13 protein-coding genes are annotated in these 16,685 nt (G+C 68.0%); 5 read left to right on the forward strand and 8 right to left on the reverse strand.

Going from position 1 to position 16,685, the window contains the following annotated elements; genetic code table 11:
• Positions 1 to 11 precede the first annotated feature (11 nt).
• A complete protein-coding gene (locus tag DFLDMN_RS21880) occupies positions 12 to 1,541 on the reverse strand; it encodes an amidase (protein ID WP_423199964.1) in 1,530 nt (509 codons plus the stop codon).
• A 4-nt stretch (positions 1,542 to 1,545) separates the two neighbouring features.
• Complete coding sequence (locus DFLDMN_RS21885) at positions 1,546 to 2,505, reverse strand: Bug family tripartite tricarboxylate transporter substrate binding protein (RefSeq protein WP_423199965.1); 960 nt, start codon at positions 2,503 to 2,505, stop codon at positions 1,546 to 1,548.
• Between the two features lie 271 nt (positions 2,506 to 2,776).
• Between DFLDMN_RS21885 and DFLDMN_RS21890 the strand changes: the two genes are divergently transcribed.
• Together DFLDMN_RS21890 and DFLDMN_RS21895 are read left to right on the forward strand one after the other, a co-directional pair.
• A complete protein-coding gene (locus DFLDMN_RS21890; protein WP_423199966.1) occupies positions 2,777 to 3,697 on the forward strand; it encodes a LysR family transcriptional regulator in 921 nt (306 codons plus the stop codon).
• A 129-nt stretch (positions 3,698 to 3,826) separates the two neighbouring features.
• Positions 3,827 to 5,068 carry an NAD(P)/FAD-dependent oxidoreductase gene (locus DFLDMN_RS21895; RefSeq protein ID WP_423199967.1) on the forward strand — a complete coding sequence of 414 codons (1,242 nt, stop codon included), beginning with the start codon at positions 3,827 to 3,829 and terminating at the stop codon, positions 5,066 to 5,068.
• Between the two features lie 9 nt (positions 5,069 to 5,077).
• Here DFLDMN_RS21895 and DFLDMN_RS21900 read toward each other — a convergent pair whose 3' ends face one another.
• Genes DFLDMN_RS21900 through DFLDMN_RS21910 form a run of 3 tightly spaced genes read right to left on the reverse strand, consistent with a single transcriptional unit; the run spans position 5,078 to position 8,392 of the window.
• Positions 5,078 to 5,899, reverse strand: a complete 822-nt coding sequence (locus DFLDMN_RS21900) for a citryl-CoA lyase (RefSeq protein WP_423199968.1) — start codon at positions 5,897 to 5,899, stop codon at positions 5,078 to 5,080.
• Positions 5,900 to 5,911: 12 nt separating this feature from the next.
• Positions 5,912 to 7,399, reverse strand: a complete 1,488-nt coding sequence (locus tag DFLDMN_RS21905) for an AMP-binding protein (protein ID WP_423199969.1) — start codon at positions 7,397 to 7,399, stop codon at positions 5,912 to 5,914.
• A 9-nt stretch (positions 7,400 to 7,408) separates the two neighbouring features.
• On the reverse strand, positions 7,409 to 8,392 hold the full coding sequence (locus tag DFLDMN_RS21910) for a Bug family tripartite tricarboxylate transporter substrate binding protein (protein WP_423199970.1): 984 nt from the start codon (positions 8,390 to 8,392) through the stop codon (positions 7,409 to 7,411).
• 96 nt (positions 8,393 to 8,488) lie between these two features.
• Here DFLDMN_RS21910 and DFLDMN_RS21915 point away from each other — a divergent pair, with 96 nt between their 5' ends.
• Positions 8,489 to 9,328 carry an IclR family transcriptional regulator gene (locus DFLDMN_RS21915; protein WP_423199971.1) on the forward strand — a complete coding sequence of 280 codons (840 nt, stop codon included), beginning with the start codon at positions 8,489 to 8,491 and terminating at the stop codon, positions 9,326 to 9,328.
• A 152-nt stretch (positions 9,329 to 9,480) separates the two neighbouring features.
• Here DFLDMN_RS21915 and DFLDMN_RS21920 read toward each other — a convergent pair whose 3' ends face one another.
• Complete coding sequence (locus tag DFLDMN_RS21920) at positions 9,481 to 10,494, reverse strand: Bug family tripartite tricarboxylate transporter substrate binding protein (protein WP_423199972.1); 1,014 nt, start codon at positions 10,492 to 10,494, stop codon at positions 9,481 to 9,483.
• A gap of 132 nt (positions 10,495 to 10,626) precedes the next feature.
• Positions 10,627 to 11,418 (reverse strand): HpcH/HpaI aldolase family protein, encoded by a 792-nt coding sequence (locus tag DFLDMN_RS21925; RefSeq protein ID WP_423199973.1) that lies wholly within the window; start codon positions 11,416 to 11,418, stop codon positions 10,627 to 10,629.
• 116 nt (positions 11,419 to 11,534) lie between these two features.
• Between DFLDMN_RS21925 and DFLDMN_RS21930 the strand changes: the two genes are divergently transcribed.
• Positions 11,535 to 12,479 carry a LysR substrate-binding domain-containing protein gene (locus DFLDMN_RS21930; RefSeq protein WP_423199974.1) on the forward strand — a complete coding sequence of 315 codons (945 nt, stop codon included), beginning with the start codon at positions 11,535 to 11,537 and terminating at the stop codon, positions 12,477 to 12,479.
• Positions 12,480 to 12,534: 55 nt separating this feature from the next.
• Complete coding sequence (locus DFLDMN_RS21935) at positions 12,535 to 13,452, forward strand: DUF3626 domain-containing protein (protein ID WP_423199975.1); 918 nt, start codon at positions 12,535 to 12,537, stop codon at positions 13,450 to 13,452.
• 31 nt (positions 13,453 to 13,483) lie between these two features.
• On the opposite strand, the gene DFLDMN_RS21940 is transcribed toward DFLDMN_RS21935, so the two are convergent.
• Positions 13,484 to 16,357, reverse strand: coding sequence for an EAL domain-containing protein (locus DFLDMN_RS21940; RefSeq protein ID WP_423199976.1), 2,874 nt, complete (start codon positions 16,355 to 16,357; stop codon positions 13,484 to 13,486).
• Positions 16,358 to 16,685 lie beyond the last annotated feature (328 nt).

Genomic DNA, 16,685 nt, shown 5'->3' on the forward strand with positions numbered 1-16,685 from the left:
TCATACCGGGCTCATACCGCAGACACTTCGCCCGCCGCGCTCATGCCCGACAGAGCGGGCGGCGCGGTCACGATCGAACGTAGCGCCGGCTCGGCCGCCGCCAGCGTATCGAGCGCCGGAACCGGACGCGCCAGCCTCGGCATGGCGGCAAACGCGGACTCCATGGCCTGCGCCACGCCCAGCGTCAGCGCATCGCCGCGGAACGGTCCCGTGATCTGCAGGCCGAACGGCATGCCGGCTTCGTCGACGCCACACGGCAACGACAGCGCCGGATGCGTGGTCAGCGTGACCACATAGGTCAGCGCCAGCCACCGATAGTAGTTCTCCTGCGCCTGGCCGTCGATCACATCGGCATAGAGCCGTGTCCACGGAAACGGCGAGACCGGTGTGGTGGGCGACAGGATCACGTCGTATTCCTGGTACGCCTGCTGGAAGCGCTGCAGAATGCGGCTCTGTTCGGCCTGCGCCCAGGCACTGTCCACCAGCGACATGCGCGCGCCCAGCTCGTAGTTGGCGCGCGTATTGGGACCGAGGGCTTCCGGATCGTTCTGATACGCGCCATGCAGCGAGGCGACAAAGCTCTCCGCGCGCAGTACGTCGAAGCAGCGGTGCACGTCGCCGAGATCGAAGCGCACTTCGTCGCAGCGCTTGAACAGATGCCGCATGGCAGCCATGCGTGCGCGAAACACGCGGCGGATGTCGGGGTCCACGGCGCACGCGCCGAAGTCGTCGGTCCAGCCCACGCGCAGGTTGGACAGGTCCACCGGCATCGGTTGCAGGAACGCGCGCGCATCCACCGCATAGCTGAGCGGATCGCTGGCCGACTCACCGGCGCTGGCCGCCAGTTGCAGGCAGGCATCGGCTACGGTACGGCCCATCGGCCCCACCACCGAGATCGGCGTCCAGCCGAGCAGCTTGCGCGAGTTCGGCACCAGGCCCGGCGACGGGCGAAAACCCACCACGCCGCACTTGGCGGCGGGAATACGCAGCGAGCCACCGGTGTCCGAGCCCGTGCACACGGGCAGGAAATCGGCGGCAAGCGCCGCCGCCGAGCCACCGGACGAGCCGCCCGCGTTGAGATTCGGGTTGAAAGGATTGCCGGTGGCGCCCCACACCGCATTGCGCGAATTGGCGCCCGCGCCCATCTCGGGAATATTGGTCTTGCCGACCACCACCGCCCCGGCCTGGCGCAGGCGGCTCACCAGCACGTTGTCCTGCGTGGGCACATTGCCGCGGTAGAGCGGCGAGCCATAGGTGGTCAGCAGGCCGGCCGTGGCCTCGAGGTCCTTCACGCCGAGCGGCAGGCCATGCAGCAGGCCCAGCGGCTCGCCGCGCATCACGGCCTGTTCGGCCGCCTTGGCTTCGTCGCGCGCACGCGCGTAGCAGGTGGCCGTCACCGCGTTGATCAGCGGGTTGTAGCGTTCGATGCGGGCGATGCAGGCTTCCAGCAATTCCACCGGCGAAACCTGGCGCGTGCCGATCAGGCGGCGCAGTTCGACGGCGGACAGGCCTGTCAGGTTGTCTGGTACGGATGTGGGCATGAGATCAGTCGAGCTTGATATTGGCGCGCTGGGCAATCGCGCGCATCTGCGGAATTTCCTTCTCGATCATCGCGCTGACCTGCTTGCCGCTCGCAAACGAGGGCTCGATGCCGGCATCGTTGAGTTTCTTGCGCACGGCGGGATCGGCCACCGTCTCGGCCAGCGCCTTCTCGAGCCTGGCGTGCACCTCGGGCGGCAGGCCGCGCGGCGCGGCCACCGCGATCCACGTGCTGGCGTCCATGCCCGGATAGCCGCTTTCGGCGACGGTCGGCACGTTCGGCAGCAGCGCCGAGCGCTTGGCCGTGGTCACGGCGATGGCCTTGACCTTGCCGCCGCGCACCTGCGGAATGGCGGCCGCCACGGTGTCGATCGTGAACGGAATCTGGCCGCCGATCAGGTCGGTCATGGCCGGCGAACTGCCCTTGTACGGCACGTGCAGCAGCTTGATGCCGGTCAGGTGGAACAGCTCTTCGCCGGCAAAGTGCGCGGTGGTGCCGGCGCCGAACGACCCGTACGAGTACTTGCCCGGCGCGGCCTTGGCGGCGCTCACGAGTTCCTTGAGGTTGTTGATGGGCACCTGGGTGTTGGCGAGCAGGATCAGGCCGGTGGAACCGACCATGCCGATCGGCTCGAAATTCTTCTGCGGATCGTAGGGCAGCTTGGGATACACCGCCGGATTGACGGTGAACGTGGTGCCCGAGGTGGCGATCAGCGTATAGCCGTCCGGTGCGGCCTTGGCCACATAGCTGGCGCCGACGATGGTGCCGGCACCGGGCCGGTTGTCGATCACGATGGTCTTGCCAAGCTTCTCGCCCAGTGTCTGCGCCACGATGCGTCCCACCGCGTCGGTGGCGCCGCCCGGCGGGAACGGCAGCACGAGCTGGATTGGCTTGCTCGGGAAGGTGTCTTGCGCCGTGGCCATCGACGGGGCCATGGCGACCGCGGCCAGGCTGGCAGCGGTCATCAGGGAACGGAGGGGAAGGGCAGGAATTCGCATGACTTGGTGGTAATGGAACATCGCTGGCCGACGTCGCGTGCCGCGCGCCGGGGGGACAACCCATGCTACGACCAAAACTGGCATAGAATTGCAGCAATGTTTAGAACATTCGATTGCCAAAACGGCAATCAAGCTGGTCGACTGGCGTGCCGTGAGGGATGCCGTCCGCGCCGATGGCCATCATCACGGCCGACTTCGCCATCGCAGGCGCGGGTCAGCTGTTCCTTGGGGAGTCGACATGTCCTACCGGGCGTTGCAGGAAACCGCCGTACGCTATTTTCTCGAAGTCGTGCGCACCGGCTCGGTCAAGGACGCCGCCGCCAAGCTCAATGTGGCGCCCTCCGCGGTCAGCCGCCAGATCGCCAAGCTGGAGAGCGACCTCGACACCCTGCTGTTCGACCGGCGCGCGCGTGGACTCGTACCCAATGCCGCCGGCGAGTTGCTGGCTGCCTTTGCCAAGCGCTCGCAACAGGATATCGAGCGTGTGACCGGCGATATCCAGGCGCTGCGCGGCCTGCGCGCCGGGCGCGTGCGGCTGGCCAGCGTGGAGGGCATCGCCCACGAGTTCCTGCCGGCACTTGCCGCCGAATTCCGCGCCAGCCATGAAGGTATCCACTTCGAGCTGGAAGTGTGTCCCCAGGGCGAGATCGCGCGCCGCATCCGCGACGGCGACGCCGATATCGGCGTCACGCTGTCGTGGCTGCCCGAGCGCGATATCCATGTGGAACTGCGCCATCCGGCGCCGATTCTGGCCATCATGGCGCCCGATCATCCGCTCGCCGCGCAACGGCAGCTCTCGCTGGCGCAGGCCACGGCCTATCCGCTGGCGCTGCCGCCGAAGGACAGTTCGGTGCGGCAGCTGCTGGATACCGCGTGCAGCCGCCAGGATCTGCGTTACCGCACGGTCTTTTCCAGCAACCACCTCGATGCGCTGGTCAGCTTTGCCGCCGCGGGTGGCGGCGCGCTCTGCTTCTACGGCGAACTGTCGGTGCGGGGGCGGCTCGAAGCCGGCAGCCTGGTGGCGGTGCCGCTGCGCGACCGGGAAATGAACGAGCGCCAGATCGAGGTGCAGACGCTGGCCAACCGCAAATTGCCGCCCGCGGCGCGCGCCTTTGTGCAGCGGCTACGGCAAGCCATTACGGTGTCTCACTACGGCTGAGCGCACGGCGCGGAAAAGGACGATTGCTGAAATCGCAACGCAACATCCGAAAGATTGCGGGCATCGCATCTATCCGCCATCGCGACATCCGGGCAGAATAAGACATCGCAACATTGGCCCGGCAGACAGATGTCCCGTGAAATCCTCGTTCTTGGCGCCGGCATGGTCGGCGTGTCCACGGCGCTGGCACTGCGCGAGCGCGGCTATCAGGTCGCGCTGGTCGATCGCCAGGCCCCGGGCCGCGAGACGTCCTATGGCAATGCGGGTTTTATCCAGCGCGAGGCGGTGCAGCCTTATGCGTTTCCGCGCGACTGGAAGAGCGTGCTGCGCGTGATCGGCCGGCGCGGCAACGACGTGCACTATCACCCCGCCGCGATGCTGCGGCTATTGCCGGTGCTGACGCGGTACTGGCGCGAGTCCGCGCCCGCCCGGTACGCGGCAACGGTGACGGCGTACGCGGCGCTGATCGCCCATTGCCTGAGCGAGCACCAGCGGCTGCTGGCCGCGGCGGGTGCCGACGACCTCGTCAGCCAGCGCGGCTGGCTCGAGGCGTATCACAGCCAGGCGGCGTTCGAGGCCGCGGTGCAACGCGCCACGGCGGTGGCCGGCGCACATGGACTGGCGCTGACGACGCTGGACAGCGCGGCACTCCGCGCGGAAGAACCGGCAGTCCACGGCCCGCTCGCGGGCGCATTGCATTGGCGCGATCCGTGGACCGTGAGCGACCCCGGTGAAGTGGTGCAGCGCTATGCGTCGCTGTTCGCGCGTCAGGGCGGCAGCCTGCACCGCGGCGATGCCGCCACGTTGCGCGCCGACGGCAACGGCTGGTGCGTCGGTACCGACGACGGCGTCTTGCGCGCCGGGCAGGCCGTGATCGCGCTGGGCCCCTGGGCGTCGACGCTGACCGCCACGCTCGGCTACCGCATGCCGCTGTTCATCAAGCGCGGATATCACCGCCACTATGCGGCGCCCCGTATGCCGACGCGCCCGATGCTGGTGGCCGAACGCGGCTTTGTGCTGGCACCGATGCAGCGTGGCCTGCGCGTGACCACCGGCGCGGAATTCGCCCGCCACGAGGCGCGGCCGACGCCCAGGCAACTGGAGATCGCCGCACATGACGCGGGTGCGCTGCTCGACCTCGGCGCGCCGGTCGAGCCGCAGCCCTGGATGGGCGCGCGGCCGTGCGTGGCCGATATGCGGCCGGTGGTCGGACGCGCGCCGCGCCATCGCGGGCTCTGGTTCCATTTCGGCCATGGCCACCAGGGCTTTACGCTCGGCCCGGTGACCGCGCGCCTGCTGGCCGACCTGATCGACGGCACCACGCCGTACCTCGACCCGGCGCCGTACGACCCGGCAAGGTTCGCGCGCTGAAGGGGGCCGTCAGTCGTGCGCGGCGCCGCCGGCGTTGCCCACGTAAGGAATCGCCTGCTCCACGGTATCCCAGATATAGCGACCCGACGGGCTCTGCTGCTCCTCGACGATATGCGCGACCAGCCCCGCCGCGCGCGAGATCACCGCAAAGCCACGCATCACCGCGGTGGGCACGCCAATCTCGCCGAGCACGGCCGCGACCGCGCCGGTGGCGTTGATGGTGATCGGCCGCCCGGCCACTGCGTCGACCGCCGCCGACAGGCGCGCGAGCGCGTCGAGCCGCTCGCCGCGCAATTCCGGCTCGGCCCGTGCCATCTCCAGCAGCTTGTAGGCGCGTGGATCGACGGGCTTGTGCAGATGGTGGCCGAAGCCCGGCACCGGGCTTTTGAGCGCCTTGTGATGCCGCGCGATCGCCAGCGCTTCGGCGTCGGGATCGTCCGCGGCGAGCACGCGATCGAGCAATTGCGCGCAGTTCTCCATGGTGCCGACAAACGAACTGCCCACCGCCAGCAGTCCGGCCGATACCGCGCCCTGCAAGTTCTCGGGAGCGCTCATGTAGATCAGGCGTGTGGCAATCGCGCTCGGCGTGAGGCCATGCTCCATCAGCACGATCAGCACCACATCCGCGATGCGCATGTCGACGGGGCGCACCTCGCGGCCGAGGATCTGCATCAGCATGACCTCGGTAAAGGTCTTCTTGCCCATCAGGTCTTCGACCAGGTCGGCATCGCGATAGTGCAGGCTGGTCAGCGTATGGGTGCACAGGCGCGTGACCGGCGTGCGGTCGGCGCGCGTGGCGGCAGGCTGGGCATGATGTTGTGGCGACGTCATTGGCGGTCTCCTTCAGCAGGCATTGCCGAGCGCGCGTTCGCGCACGGCCGACTTGAGCACCTTGCCGACATTCGAGCGCGGCAGATCCTCGTGAAAATGGATACGTTTGGGCGTCTGCACCGGCCCGAGGCGCGTGCGGACGAACGCGATCAGCTCTTGCTCGGTGGCGGTGCTGCCCGCGCGCAATTGCACCGCGGCCTGTACCGCCTCGCCCCATTTGTCGTCCGGCACGCCGAACACCGTGCATTCATGTACCGACGGATGCTGGCCGAGCGCGTTCTCGACGTCGATCGGATAGACGTTGAAGCCCCCGGTAATGACCACGTCGCGCAACCGGTCCTTGAGGTACAGGTAGCCGCGCGCATCGATCAGCCCGCGGTCGCCGGTATGGAGCCAGCCGTCGACGATGGTCTGCGCGGTCAGTTCCGGCAACCGCCAGTAGCCGGTCATCAGGAGGTCCCCGCGCGCCACCACTTCTCCCACCTCGCCGTTGGGTAGCAGGGTGCCGTCCGGGGCCATGATCGCGACCTCGCTGAACCGGGTCGTGCGGCCCACCGAAGCCAGGTTGGCGGGCTCGTCGAAATCCTCAGGCCGCATCACGGTCAGCAGTTGCGGCGCCTCGGTCTGGCCATAGGTGGTGCCGATCACGGGGCCGAAAAACGCCCGGGCCTGGCGAATCTTGTCGGCCGGCATCGGCGCGCCGCCATAGATGAGGCGGCGCAGATGCGGGTAGTCGTCGCGCGAGCTGTCGGGCAGCGCCATCAGCATGTAGATCAGCGTCGGCGGCATGAACGCCACCGTGCCACCACGTTCGCGAAAGGCCGTGCGCACGGCCTCGGCGCCGCTGCCGGGCAGGATCACGTGGCAACCGCCCTGGGCCAGGATCGGCATCACGTAGGTAGAGGTGCCATGCGTGACCGGCGCCGCCACCACATAGCGGTCTTCGGTATCGAAACCCCAGGCATCGATCTGGTTGACGATATTGGCGATCCACGCACGATAGGGCTGCATGACGCCCTTGGGCGCGCCCGTGGTGCCGCCCGTGAACTTGATTGCCTGCGTGTCCTCGCGGTCGAGCGTGAGCCGGGGCCGCGACGCGCCCATGTGCGGAGCCATCGCGACCGCCAGTTGCCCGGTCGGCAGACGCGCGCCAGGCGCGCCGTCGAGCAGCGGCGCGCATGCCTCGTCGTGCACGAGGATCGACGGCGTGGTGGCATCGACGATGCGGCGCAATTCGGGATGCGTGCTCTTGGGATTGAGCGGCACCCAGATCTTGCCGCTCGCCAGCACGGCAAGCAGGGCGGTCAGATGCGCCGCCGAGTTGCCCGCGCAGATGCCGACGCGCGATTGCACGGTAGGGTCGAGCGCCTGCAGCAGCGCCGCCAGCGCGGCCACGCGTTGGGCCAGCACCTGATAGGTGACGGTACCGTCGGGGGCGTCGATGGCGACGCGATCGGGCCAGCGGTCCGCCGCGCGCCAGAAGAAATCGATGGGAAACATGAGCCTCCTTCAGTTGGCGCGTACGCCGGATTGCTGCACCACGTCATGCCAGCGCCTGATCTCGGCCAGCATGAAGGCACGCAGCTGCTCGGGCGTACCGGGTTCCGGCGTGGCGGCCAGATCCTCCATGCGCTGGCGCACGTCGGGCGCGGCAAGTGCCTTGTTGAGTGCCGCGTTGAGTTTTTCCACCACTGCACGCGGGGTGCCGGCCGGTGCCGCGATGGCAAACCACGACTGCACGTCGAAGCCGGGGAAACCCGATTCGGCGATGGTCGGCACATCGGGCAGCGACGGCAGGCGGCGCGCGCTGGTCACGGCGATCGCGCGCAGGCGGCCAGCCTTCACGTGCGGAAGGGCGGACGGCGTGTTGTCGAACATCGACTGCACCTGGCCGCCGAGCAGGTCGGTAATCGCCGGCGCGCTGCCGCGGTAGGGTACGTGCAGCATATTGCTGCCGCTGCGCATGCGGAACAGCTCGCCCGACAGGTGAATCGACGAACCCGCCCCCGACGACGCAAAGGTGACGCCGCTGGAAGACTCCTTGGCAAAGCGGATGTAGTCGGCCACGGTCTTGACCGGCAGGCGCGGATTGACCACCAGCACGTTGGGGATCTTGGCGATCATGCCGACCGGCTCGAAGTCCTTGACGGGGTCGTAGCCGAGCTTGTCGTACAGCGTGGCGTTGATCGTATTGGCGATCGTGTAGACGTAGAGCGTGTAGCCATCGGGCGGCGCCTTGGCGACCACCTCGGCGCCGACGTTGCTGTTGGCACCGGCGCGGTTGTCCACCACGAACGGCTGGCCGAGCTGTTCGCCCAGGCGCACCGCCACCAGCCGGGCCAGCACGTCGGTGGCACCACCCGCGGCATAGCCGACCACCAGCTTGACCGGGCGGGCGGGCCAGGCAGGTTCGGCCAGGGCGGGCAGCGCCAGGCTGCACGCCACGATGGCTGACAGCGCCAGCAGGTGGCGGCGCGTGGATGTAAAGGTCATGGTTGTCTCCGGTCTGTTTTTCTGCGGTCGCGGCGTCCGTCTGGCGGCTCTCAGGCATACTGCGGACTCTCTCGTCGACACGGAAATTCTCATCCCATGGGCTCTCGCACTGCCAGCCGAAGCGTCCGCCAGGCGGACGTTTCTACGCCGGACTCGGACCCCGCCCCCGGCTCCGGCAATGACGCCGGCGACGACAATGTGCGGGCCTTGCGCCGGGGACTGACGTTGCTCGACGCGATCCTGGCCGGCGGCCGCGACGGCTTGCGCGTGGTCGATCTGTGCCGCGTGGCCGGACTTGGCCGCCCCACGGTGTACCGGCTGCTCGGCACGCTGATGGAGGCGGGCTATGTGGCACAACGCGGCCGTTTTCGCTATGTCACCGGGCCGCGCCTGGCTGCCATGCCGCAGCGCCATGCGTCGACCGAGGTGGCGCAGCGCATCGCGCCGGTGCTGGCACGCATCAGTGCGGCCTGCGGCGATGCGTCGTTCGCGATCGTGCGCGATGGACCGTTATCGCTGTGCGTGGCGCGCCATGTCGGCACGCATCCGGTCCAGGTACTGGTGATCCAGGTGGGGACGCGCCAGCCGCTTGGGGTCGGCGCGGCGGGACTGGCCTTGCTGGCGGCGCTGCCCGACGAGAACGTGGCGGAAATCGTCGCCGCCAATATGGCGACGCTCGCGCAGTACGGCGGCATGACGCCGGACCGCATGCGCATCCTGGTGCGCGCCACGCGCGAGCGCGGCTGGTCCGTGATCGGCAACCACGCCACGCGCGGCGCGCTGGCGGTAGGGATGGCGGTGCGCAACGCCGAGGGCGATCCCGTGGCGGGGATCAGCGTGGCCACCACGCTGGCCCGCATGCCGCGCGAGCGCCAGCAACTGATCGCGCGCGTGATGCGCGAATCGGTGCAGGCGCTGCTACCGCGCGGCCTGTAGGCCGGGTAGCGTTCGGCGGCCAGTGTCGCGCGGCGTTCAGCGCGGCATTACCACTTGTAGCGTACGCCGAGCCGGGCGCCCATCGCGACGGAGCGTATCCGTGCCGATGGCCGATGCGGGCCCGCGCCGCAGCGCGTCATGCCGACATTCTGTCAGTCCGGTACCACCCCTGCCGCGCGGATGATCTTGCCCCACTTCGACACCTCGGCGCGCTGGAATGCGGAGAAGTCCGCCGAGGTCTTGCCTTCGGGCTCCACGCCGAGTGCACGCAGGCGTTGCTGCACCGCGGGCGTGGCCACCACCGCGGCAATCTCGCTGGCGAGCCGGTCCACAATCGGCCTGGGCGTGCCTGCCGGCGCAAAGATGCCTTGCCACGATTGCATCTCGAATCCCTTCAGCCCCAGGTCGGCCAACGGCGGTACGCCGGGGAGGCTTGGCAGCGCATGACGCGACGTTACACCGATCGCGCGCACACGCTTGCCGTCGAGCATCGGCTTGGCCGCGGCCACCGTCTCGAACACGAGGTCGATCTGCCCGCCGATAAGGTCGGTCATCGCCGCCGCGCCGCCCTTGTACGAGATCTGCTGCAATTGCGTGCCGGTAATGCTCTGGAACAGCTGGCCCGACAACTGCTGCGAACTGCCGGGACCGGCCGTGCCGAACGTGAGGGAACCGGGTTTGGCCTTGAGCGCGGCAATGATCTGGTCCACCGACTTGTACTGGCTGTCGTTGGCCACCACCAGCACGTTGCTGACGGTGCCCACCAGGTTCACGGGCACGAAATCCTTGACCGGGTCATAGCCCAGCTTCTTGTAGAAGAAGGGGTTGACCGCGTGCGTGGTGATGGTGCCGCCCATGATCGTGTAGCCGTCGGGTTCGGCGCGCGCGACAAACTGGGTGCCGATGATGCCCGATACGCCCGGCTTGTTGTCGATGACCACGGGCTGGCCCAGCCGCTGCGCCAGCCCCTCGGCCACGATACGGGCGGTGGCGTCCGACACGCCGCCCGGCGAGAACGGCACCACATACTTGATCGGCTTGTTCGGCCAGTGACCGGCAGCCGCCTGGGCGCCGGACTCGGCGTGGGCGGCCGGCGCCATGGCTGCCAGCGACAGGCCCGCCATGGCAAGCGCGGCGCACAGGGTACGGCGGTAGGGGGAATGCATGCTGTGTCTCCAGATTATTGTCGTCAGGGTTGCGCGATCGGGACAGCGGAGTCCGCCGTCGACGGTGATGGCTGCGCCGCGGGCGAAGCGCGTCGCCCCGCCGCCGCCGGCACCGTGGTGGTAATGCGGTCGCTAGTAGCGCAAGCTCGCGGCGGACTTGTCGTCGCCAGCCTGCGCCGCCTGACGTAACGCCTGCGTGATCACGCTGGTGGCGACGGTGGCAAAGTAGCGGGCGCCAAACGCGCCATAACGCCGTTCATCCTCGGGGGTCAGCGCAATGATCCCGCCGCACTTGCCCGCGGCCTCGACCGCGCGCAGCGTCTGCTCGATGGCGGACGCCACGGCAGGCGCCTTCCAGTCGTTGCCATGACCCATGGCATGGGCAAGATCGTTGGGGCCGACGAACACCGCGTCGATGCCATCCACCGCCGCAATTTCCGCGGCATTGGCCACGCCCGCGGGCGTCTCGATCATCGCGATCAGCGCCACACCCGCGTTGCTGCGCGTGGTATGCGACGCGCCGGGAAACGCGCCGTAGCCAGCGGCCCGGCCGCTGAAGGCGCTGCCACGCCTTCCCGCCGCGGGATAGCGCACGCGTTGCACGAGGTCGCGGGCGTCGTCGGCGGTTTCGATCATCGGCACCTGGACGCCGCTGGCGCCCATGTCGAGCACGCGCGGAATGTCCTCGAGGAAGCAGCGCACCACCGGGATGATGCCGCTGGCACGCGCCGCGCGCAGCATGTGTTCGGTGGTTTCCAGATCGGCGGCGCCGTGCTCGTTGTCGATGATGGCAAACGTAAAGCCGGCATACGCGCACATCTCGACGATGGCCGGGCTGGGCAATGCGGTAAAGATGCCGCGCAGGGGCTGGCCGCTGCGGAGCAGGGCCGGCAGGCGGTCGTCGAGCGGATGCTGGAGGTTCATGTCTCGCGTGGTTGTCGTGGATCGCGGCGCTGCGGTGGCCGGATGCAGACATTCTGTGGGTGCGCGAGTTATATTGCCAATATTACTTCTGTATCTGACTTATACAGGATCTGTATATGTATACTCCGCTCGAACTCCGTGTCCTGACGTCTTTCCTGGTGCTTGCCGACGAGCTCAACTTCACGCGCGCGGCGCGCCGGCTCAACATGACGCAACCCCCGTTGAGCTTGCAGATCAAGCAGCTCGAGGCCCAGATCGGCGCGCAACTGTTCGAGCGGAACAAGCGCAGCGTGCGGCTGACGCCGGCCGGGCAGGTCCTGCGCGCGGAAGCCGAAAAGCTGTTCGATATCGAGCACCGCGCCCGGCAGATGGCCGCTCAGGCCGGGCGCGGCGAGGACGTTGGGCATCTGGCGATCGGGCTGACGGCAATCTCGGCCATCGAGCTGGTACCCGACATGTTGCGCCGCTTCTCGGCGCGCGTGCCCGGCGTACTCTATTCGCTGCGCGAGAACAGTTCCGAAGCCATGCTGCAGTCGCTGCTGCGCAATGAGCTCGATGTCGCCATCCTGCGCCCACCGGTCACCGATCCGCGGCTCCAGGCGAGGCGCCTGATGTCCGAGCCATATGTGCTCGCCGTGCCGACCCGTCATCCACTGGCCACCAAGCCCAGGGTGCACGTGCGCGATCTCGATGGTCAGAGCCTGGCGACGCTGGAACGGCGCCACGGGCAATATGCGCACGACCTGATCATGACCTGGCTTGCCGAACACAACGTGGTGCCCGCGCGCACGCACGACGGCGCGCGCCATCATGCCATGATGGCGATGGTCGCCGCCGGTATCGCCGTATCGCTGATCCCTGCTTCGGCCGCCGCGCAGCCCATCCGGGGCGTCGTCTACCGGCGCCTGTCGGACCGCGAGGTGCCATCGCTGGAACTGTGGGTGGCTTTTCACAAGGAGATCGGCAACCCGATGACACTGCCATTCGTCGCGCAGGCCGTGGCGAGCGCCGCTGCCTGCAAGGTGAAGGACGCCTGCTTCGCCCGCCCGCCCCGGTCATAGGCGGACATCCTGGCCATCGCTACAATCGTGCCCAATGACTCGCGCCGGAGATACCATGTCAAGCTGGTTGCCGCCTCCAGCATCGCCGCAGCAACGCGCGATCGCGCATGTCGCCGCCCGTAGCGTGGGGCCGCCGCTGGCGTCCGACCTGCCGGTGACACTTAACTTCCATCCGGACCGGATGGTGGGGGGCGTACCCATTCTGCAGGCGCTGGCGGCGCATGGGGTCTATCGCTCGCAGTTCGAAACAGGCACCAGCAATGGCGGCCTGACGGCCTATCCCGGTGGCGACCGGTGGGTGTGGGAGAGCCGGATCTTCGGCGGGGCCTATGACGGCGTGCCGGCGGAAGCGCGTCCCAAGTACGGCGCGCTGAACTATCGCCGGCGCGCAACCGGCGCCGCACCGCGCTTCGGCTCCGCCCATCTGCGTCTGCGGCCCGAGGTGCTCGCGCGTTGTACGTTCTGCTACCCGGACAGCGTCTTCGCGCCGGAACACTTCGGCGTGTCAGCGCGCATGTCGCTGATCGCCCGAGCGTGGGAGGTCAGCGGCGGCAGCGATAGCGACACCGATAGCGACACCGATAGCGACACCGATAGCGACCCCGGCAGCGACCGTCTGGACGATTACATCGAGGCACATGTCCACGGCCCGATTCGCCTCGCCGACGACGTGGAAGCACTGGTCCTCGATCCTTGCTATCGAGGTACGCCGATCGCCGCGCAAGCACAACGGCTGCCGTGCGCGCTCGAATGGCATCCGGGTTTTCGCGCGGCGGTCGACACGCTGGCGCAGTATCCCGGCTATCGCGGCAGCGGCTACGTCGACCTCGCCCGGCGGATCGCCCGCGACGGCTGGCTGGACCCCGCCTGCATCGGCGCCGCCGCGACGGCAGCCAAGCACGCCCACGAGGCGGAGGCGCTCAAGAAGGTCTGGCACTACCTTGCGCGCTACGGGGATCGCGCGCAGCCCTGACCCGCAACCCAGGCAGCCACGCAAGCACGCCTCAGCCCTTGTCGTGACGCCGCCCCGGTGTCACGAGGGCATTGGCCTCGTCCGCCGATAGCGGCATGCCGAAGAGGTAGCCCTGGCCTTCGTCGTAGCCCTCGTCGCGCACGACGTCGAACTGTTCGACCGTCTCGATCCCCTCCGCGGTGGTCCTCACGCGGAACGCCTCGCCGAGGCTGCGCACCGCGCGCACAATGGCCCGCGCTTCCTGGCTGTTGCCCAGATCCGATACGAAGGAGCGGTCCAGCTTGATCTTGTCGAACGAGAAACTGCGCAGATACGTGAGCGAGGAGTAGCCCGTGCCGAAGTCATCCATGACGATACGGGTGCCCATCGCGCGCAGCTGACGCAGGATATCGAGGTTGGCGCTCTCGTTGGAGAGCAGCACGGATTCGGTAATCTCGAGCTCCAGACGCGATGGGTCGATGCCCGCTTCCGTCACGGCCTGCTGGACCGCCTCTACCAGCCGGCCGCCGCGGAACTGTATGGCGGAAAGGTTGACGCCGACGCGCAGCGGGTCCGGCAGCCGTGCCAGCTGTTGACAGGCCGCGCGCAGCGCCCAGGCGCCGATCGGGATGATCAGCCCCGTTTCCTCCGCGAGCGGAATAAAATCGGCCGGGCCGATCATGCCGTGGACGGGATGGTGCCAGCGCAGCAGCGCCTCGAAACCGGCGATGGTGCCGGAGCCCAGGTCATAGATAGGCTGGTAATGCAATTCGAACTGGTCGCCCGCCAGCGCGCCGTGCAGGGCCCGCTTGCGCTCCTGCCGCAGCCTGCCCCGGTTGCCGTCCTCGGCTTCATAAAAGCGGAACGAACCGGGCCCGGCGGCCTTGGCCCTGAGCAGCGCCATATCCGCCGCACGCAGCAGTTCTTCGGGCGTGACGCCATCTCCCGGTATCCGCGCGATGCCGATGCAGCAGCCCGCCAGCGCGACGTCCTCGCGGTCGAGCGAGAACGGCGTGGCCATCTGCGCGATGATGCGCGCCGCCACCTCGGCGATGGCTTCGACGTCCGGCACGCGCTCCACGATCACGACAAACTCGTCGCCCCCGAGGCGCGCCACGGTGTCATGGTCCGGGACCGTGCTCAGCAGCCGGTCCGCCACCTGCCCCAGCAGCCGGTCGCCGGCGTGGTGGCCGAAGGCGTCGTTCACCTCCTTGAAGCCATCGAGGTCGATGTAGAGCACGGCCGAGGCCGTGTCGCGCCACGTTGTCTGAGACCGTGCGATGGTCAGCGCGATGCGTTCGCGCCAGAGTATGCGGTTGGCCAGACCGGTGAGCGGGTCATGCCGCGCGGCGTGGAAGAGCGCATCCTGGTTGGCCAGCACTTGCGCTTCGGCGCTCTTCCGTGCCGTGATATCGCGCAGGAAAATCGACAGGCCGTCGGTGGTCGGATAGACGTGGACTTCGTACCACGCGCGCAGCGTCTTCAGGAAATGCTCGAAGACCACCGGGCTGCGCGTGGCCACCGCGCGTTCATAGTGCCGGGCGAACACACCATGCCGCTCTTCCGGAAAGATGTCCCAGATAAAACGTCCCAGGCCGAGCTGCCGGTCGGGCAGGGCGTGTGCCGCATTCCGGTTGAAATAGGTGAGACGCCATTCGTGGTCCAGCTGGACCACGCAGTCGGTGGTGCTCTCCAGTACGGCGGAGAGCCGGCTCACAAGTTCCTCGACGCTGCGTTGCGCCGCCTCGGCCTGCTGCCGCGCGACCGTGGCTTCCGTCACATCGGCGGAAATGATCAGGATCTTTGGCGGCCGGTCCTTGCCCCCGGGCACGCTCACCGCCACCGAGTCGAGCCATTGCGTGGAACCGTCGCGCCGCTGGCGCGAATGCGAGAAGCGTGCCGTCTTGCCTGCCTTGACGTCGATCAGGGTCCGCTCGGCCATGGCGCGCGACTCGGGAGGAAGAAACTCCGGCCAGTAGCGGCCCAGGGCGCCTTCTGGGTCGTCCAGTTGCAGCACCCGCACCGCGGTCGCGTTCATGTACTGCAGACGGCCCGCGCAATCCAGCACGCGAATGCTGTCGGGGCTATTTTCCAGCACGCTGTGCGCAAAGCGTTCGCTTTCCTCCAGGGCCAGCGTGGCAAGCTTGCGGTCGTCGATATCTTCCAGCGTGCCATACCAGCGCTGCGCGCGGCCCGCGTCGTCAAAGCGGGGCGCGGCGCGGCCGCGGAACCATCGATACGAGCCGTCCACCACCCGGATTCGATATTCCTCGTCCAGGTGTTCGGCGTGAGCAAGCGCCCGTGCCCATGCCGCCTGGATGCGCGGCAGGTCTTCAGGATGTACCTGCGCTTGCCAGCCCTCGCCCAACGCGCTGCCTGCCTCCGTGCCGGTCAACTGCATCCAGCGTGGGCCCGCTTCGGTGATGCGGCCGTCCCGATCGGCAATCCATGGTATCTGGGGGCTCAGCTCGACCGCGTACCGATAATGCTCGAGGCTCTCCTTCAACGCGGCTTCCATATCCTGGGCGGCGGTGATGTCGCGCGTCCAGACCAGGATAAAGGGGTGCGCGCTCGCCGGCATGCGGATGAGCCGCTTGTAGGTCTGGAGCACGCGCGTCTCGCCATTGAACTGGAACGTCTCCCTGATTGCCTGCGGCTGTCCGTCGGCGAGGAGTTGACGATCCGCGGCGAGATAGCCGTCGGCCTGGTCCGCTGCCATCAGGGCGCGATCGGTATGGCCGAGCAGCTGCTCGGGTGACGCCTGCATGAGGTGGCACATGGCGTCGTTGACGAAGACCCAGCGATGCGTATGGTCCTTGAGCAACAGGGGGTCGGGCAGCTGCTTCAGGGTTTCGGCGAGCAGCGTGGGCAGCACGGCGCCGTGGGTGGTGTGGATGGAGGTAGGGTAGATGGTGTCGGTGTTCACCGTGATCCGCTGTCGAGGCGCGTGGGGGCGATTATAGAAAGTTCAGTGTCCGGCGTGGGGCAGGTAATTATTACGCTGGCGCGCGCATCCGTGGCAGATGAGCTATCGGCGGACTGACGCGCTTTTTTAGCATCTTTGTCACGCCTGTTCGTCATCGTTAAGTAATGCTAGCGCCAAGCTATCCGGTTGCAACCGCCGTGGCGATTTGCGGTGTTCAAACGCGCATTTGAGTCGGCCGGCGGCGCTACCGTCCCGACCGCTCGGCTCGTCTTGCCAGGTGCCGGCGGCGACACCCTGGCGGGTTCGTCTATGATCGCGTTCTCAGCTC

This window comes from Cupriavidus sp. H19C3 (assembly GCF_049393815.1).
In the GTDB taxonomy this organism is placed as follows: domain Bacteria; phylum Pseudomonadota; class Gammaproteobacteria; order Burkholderiales; family Burkholderiaceae; genus Cupriavidus.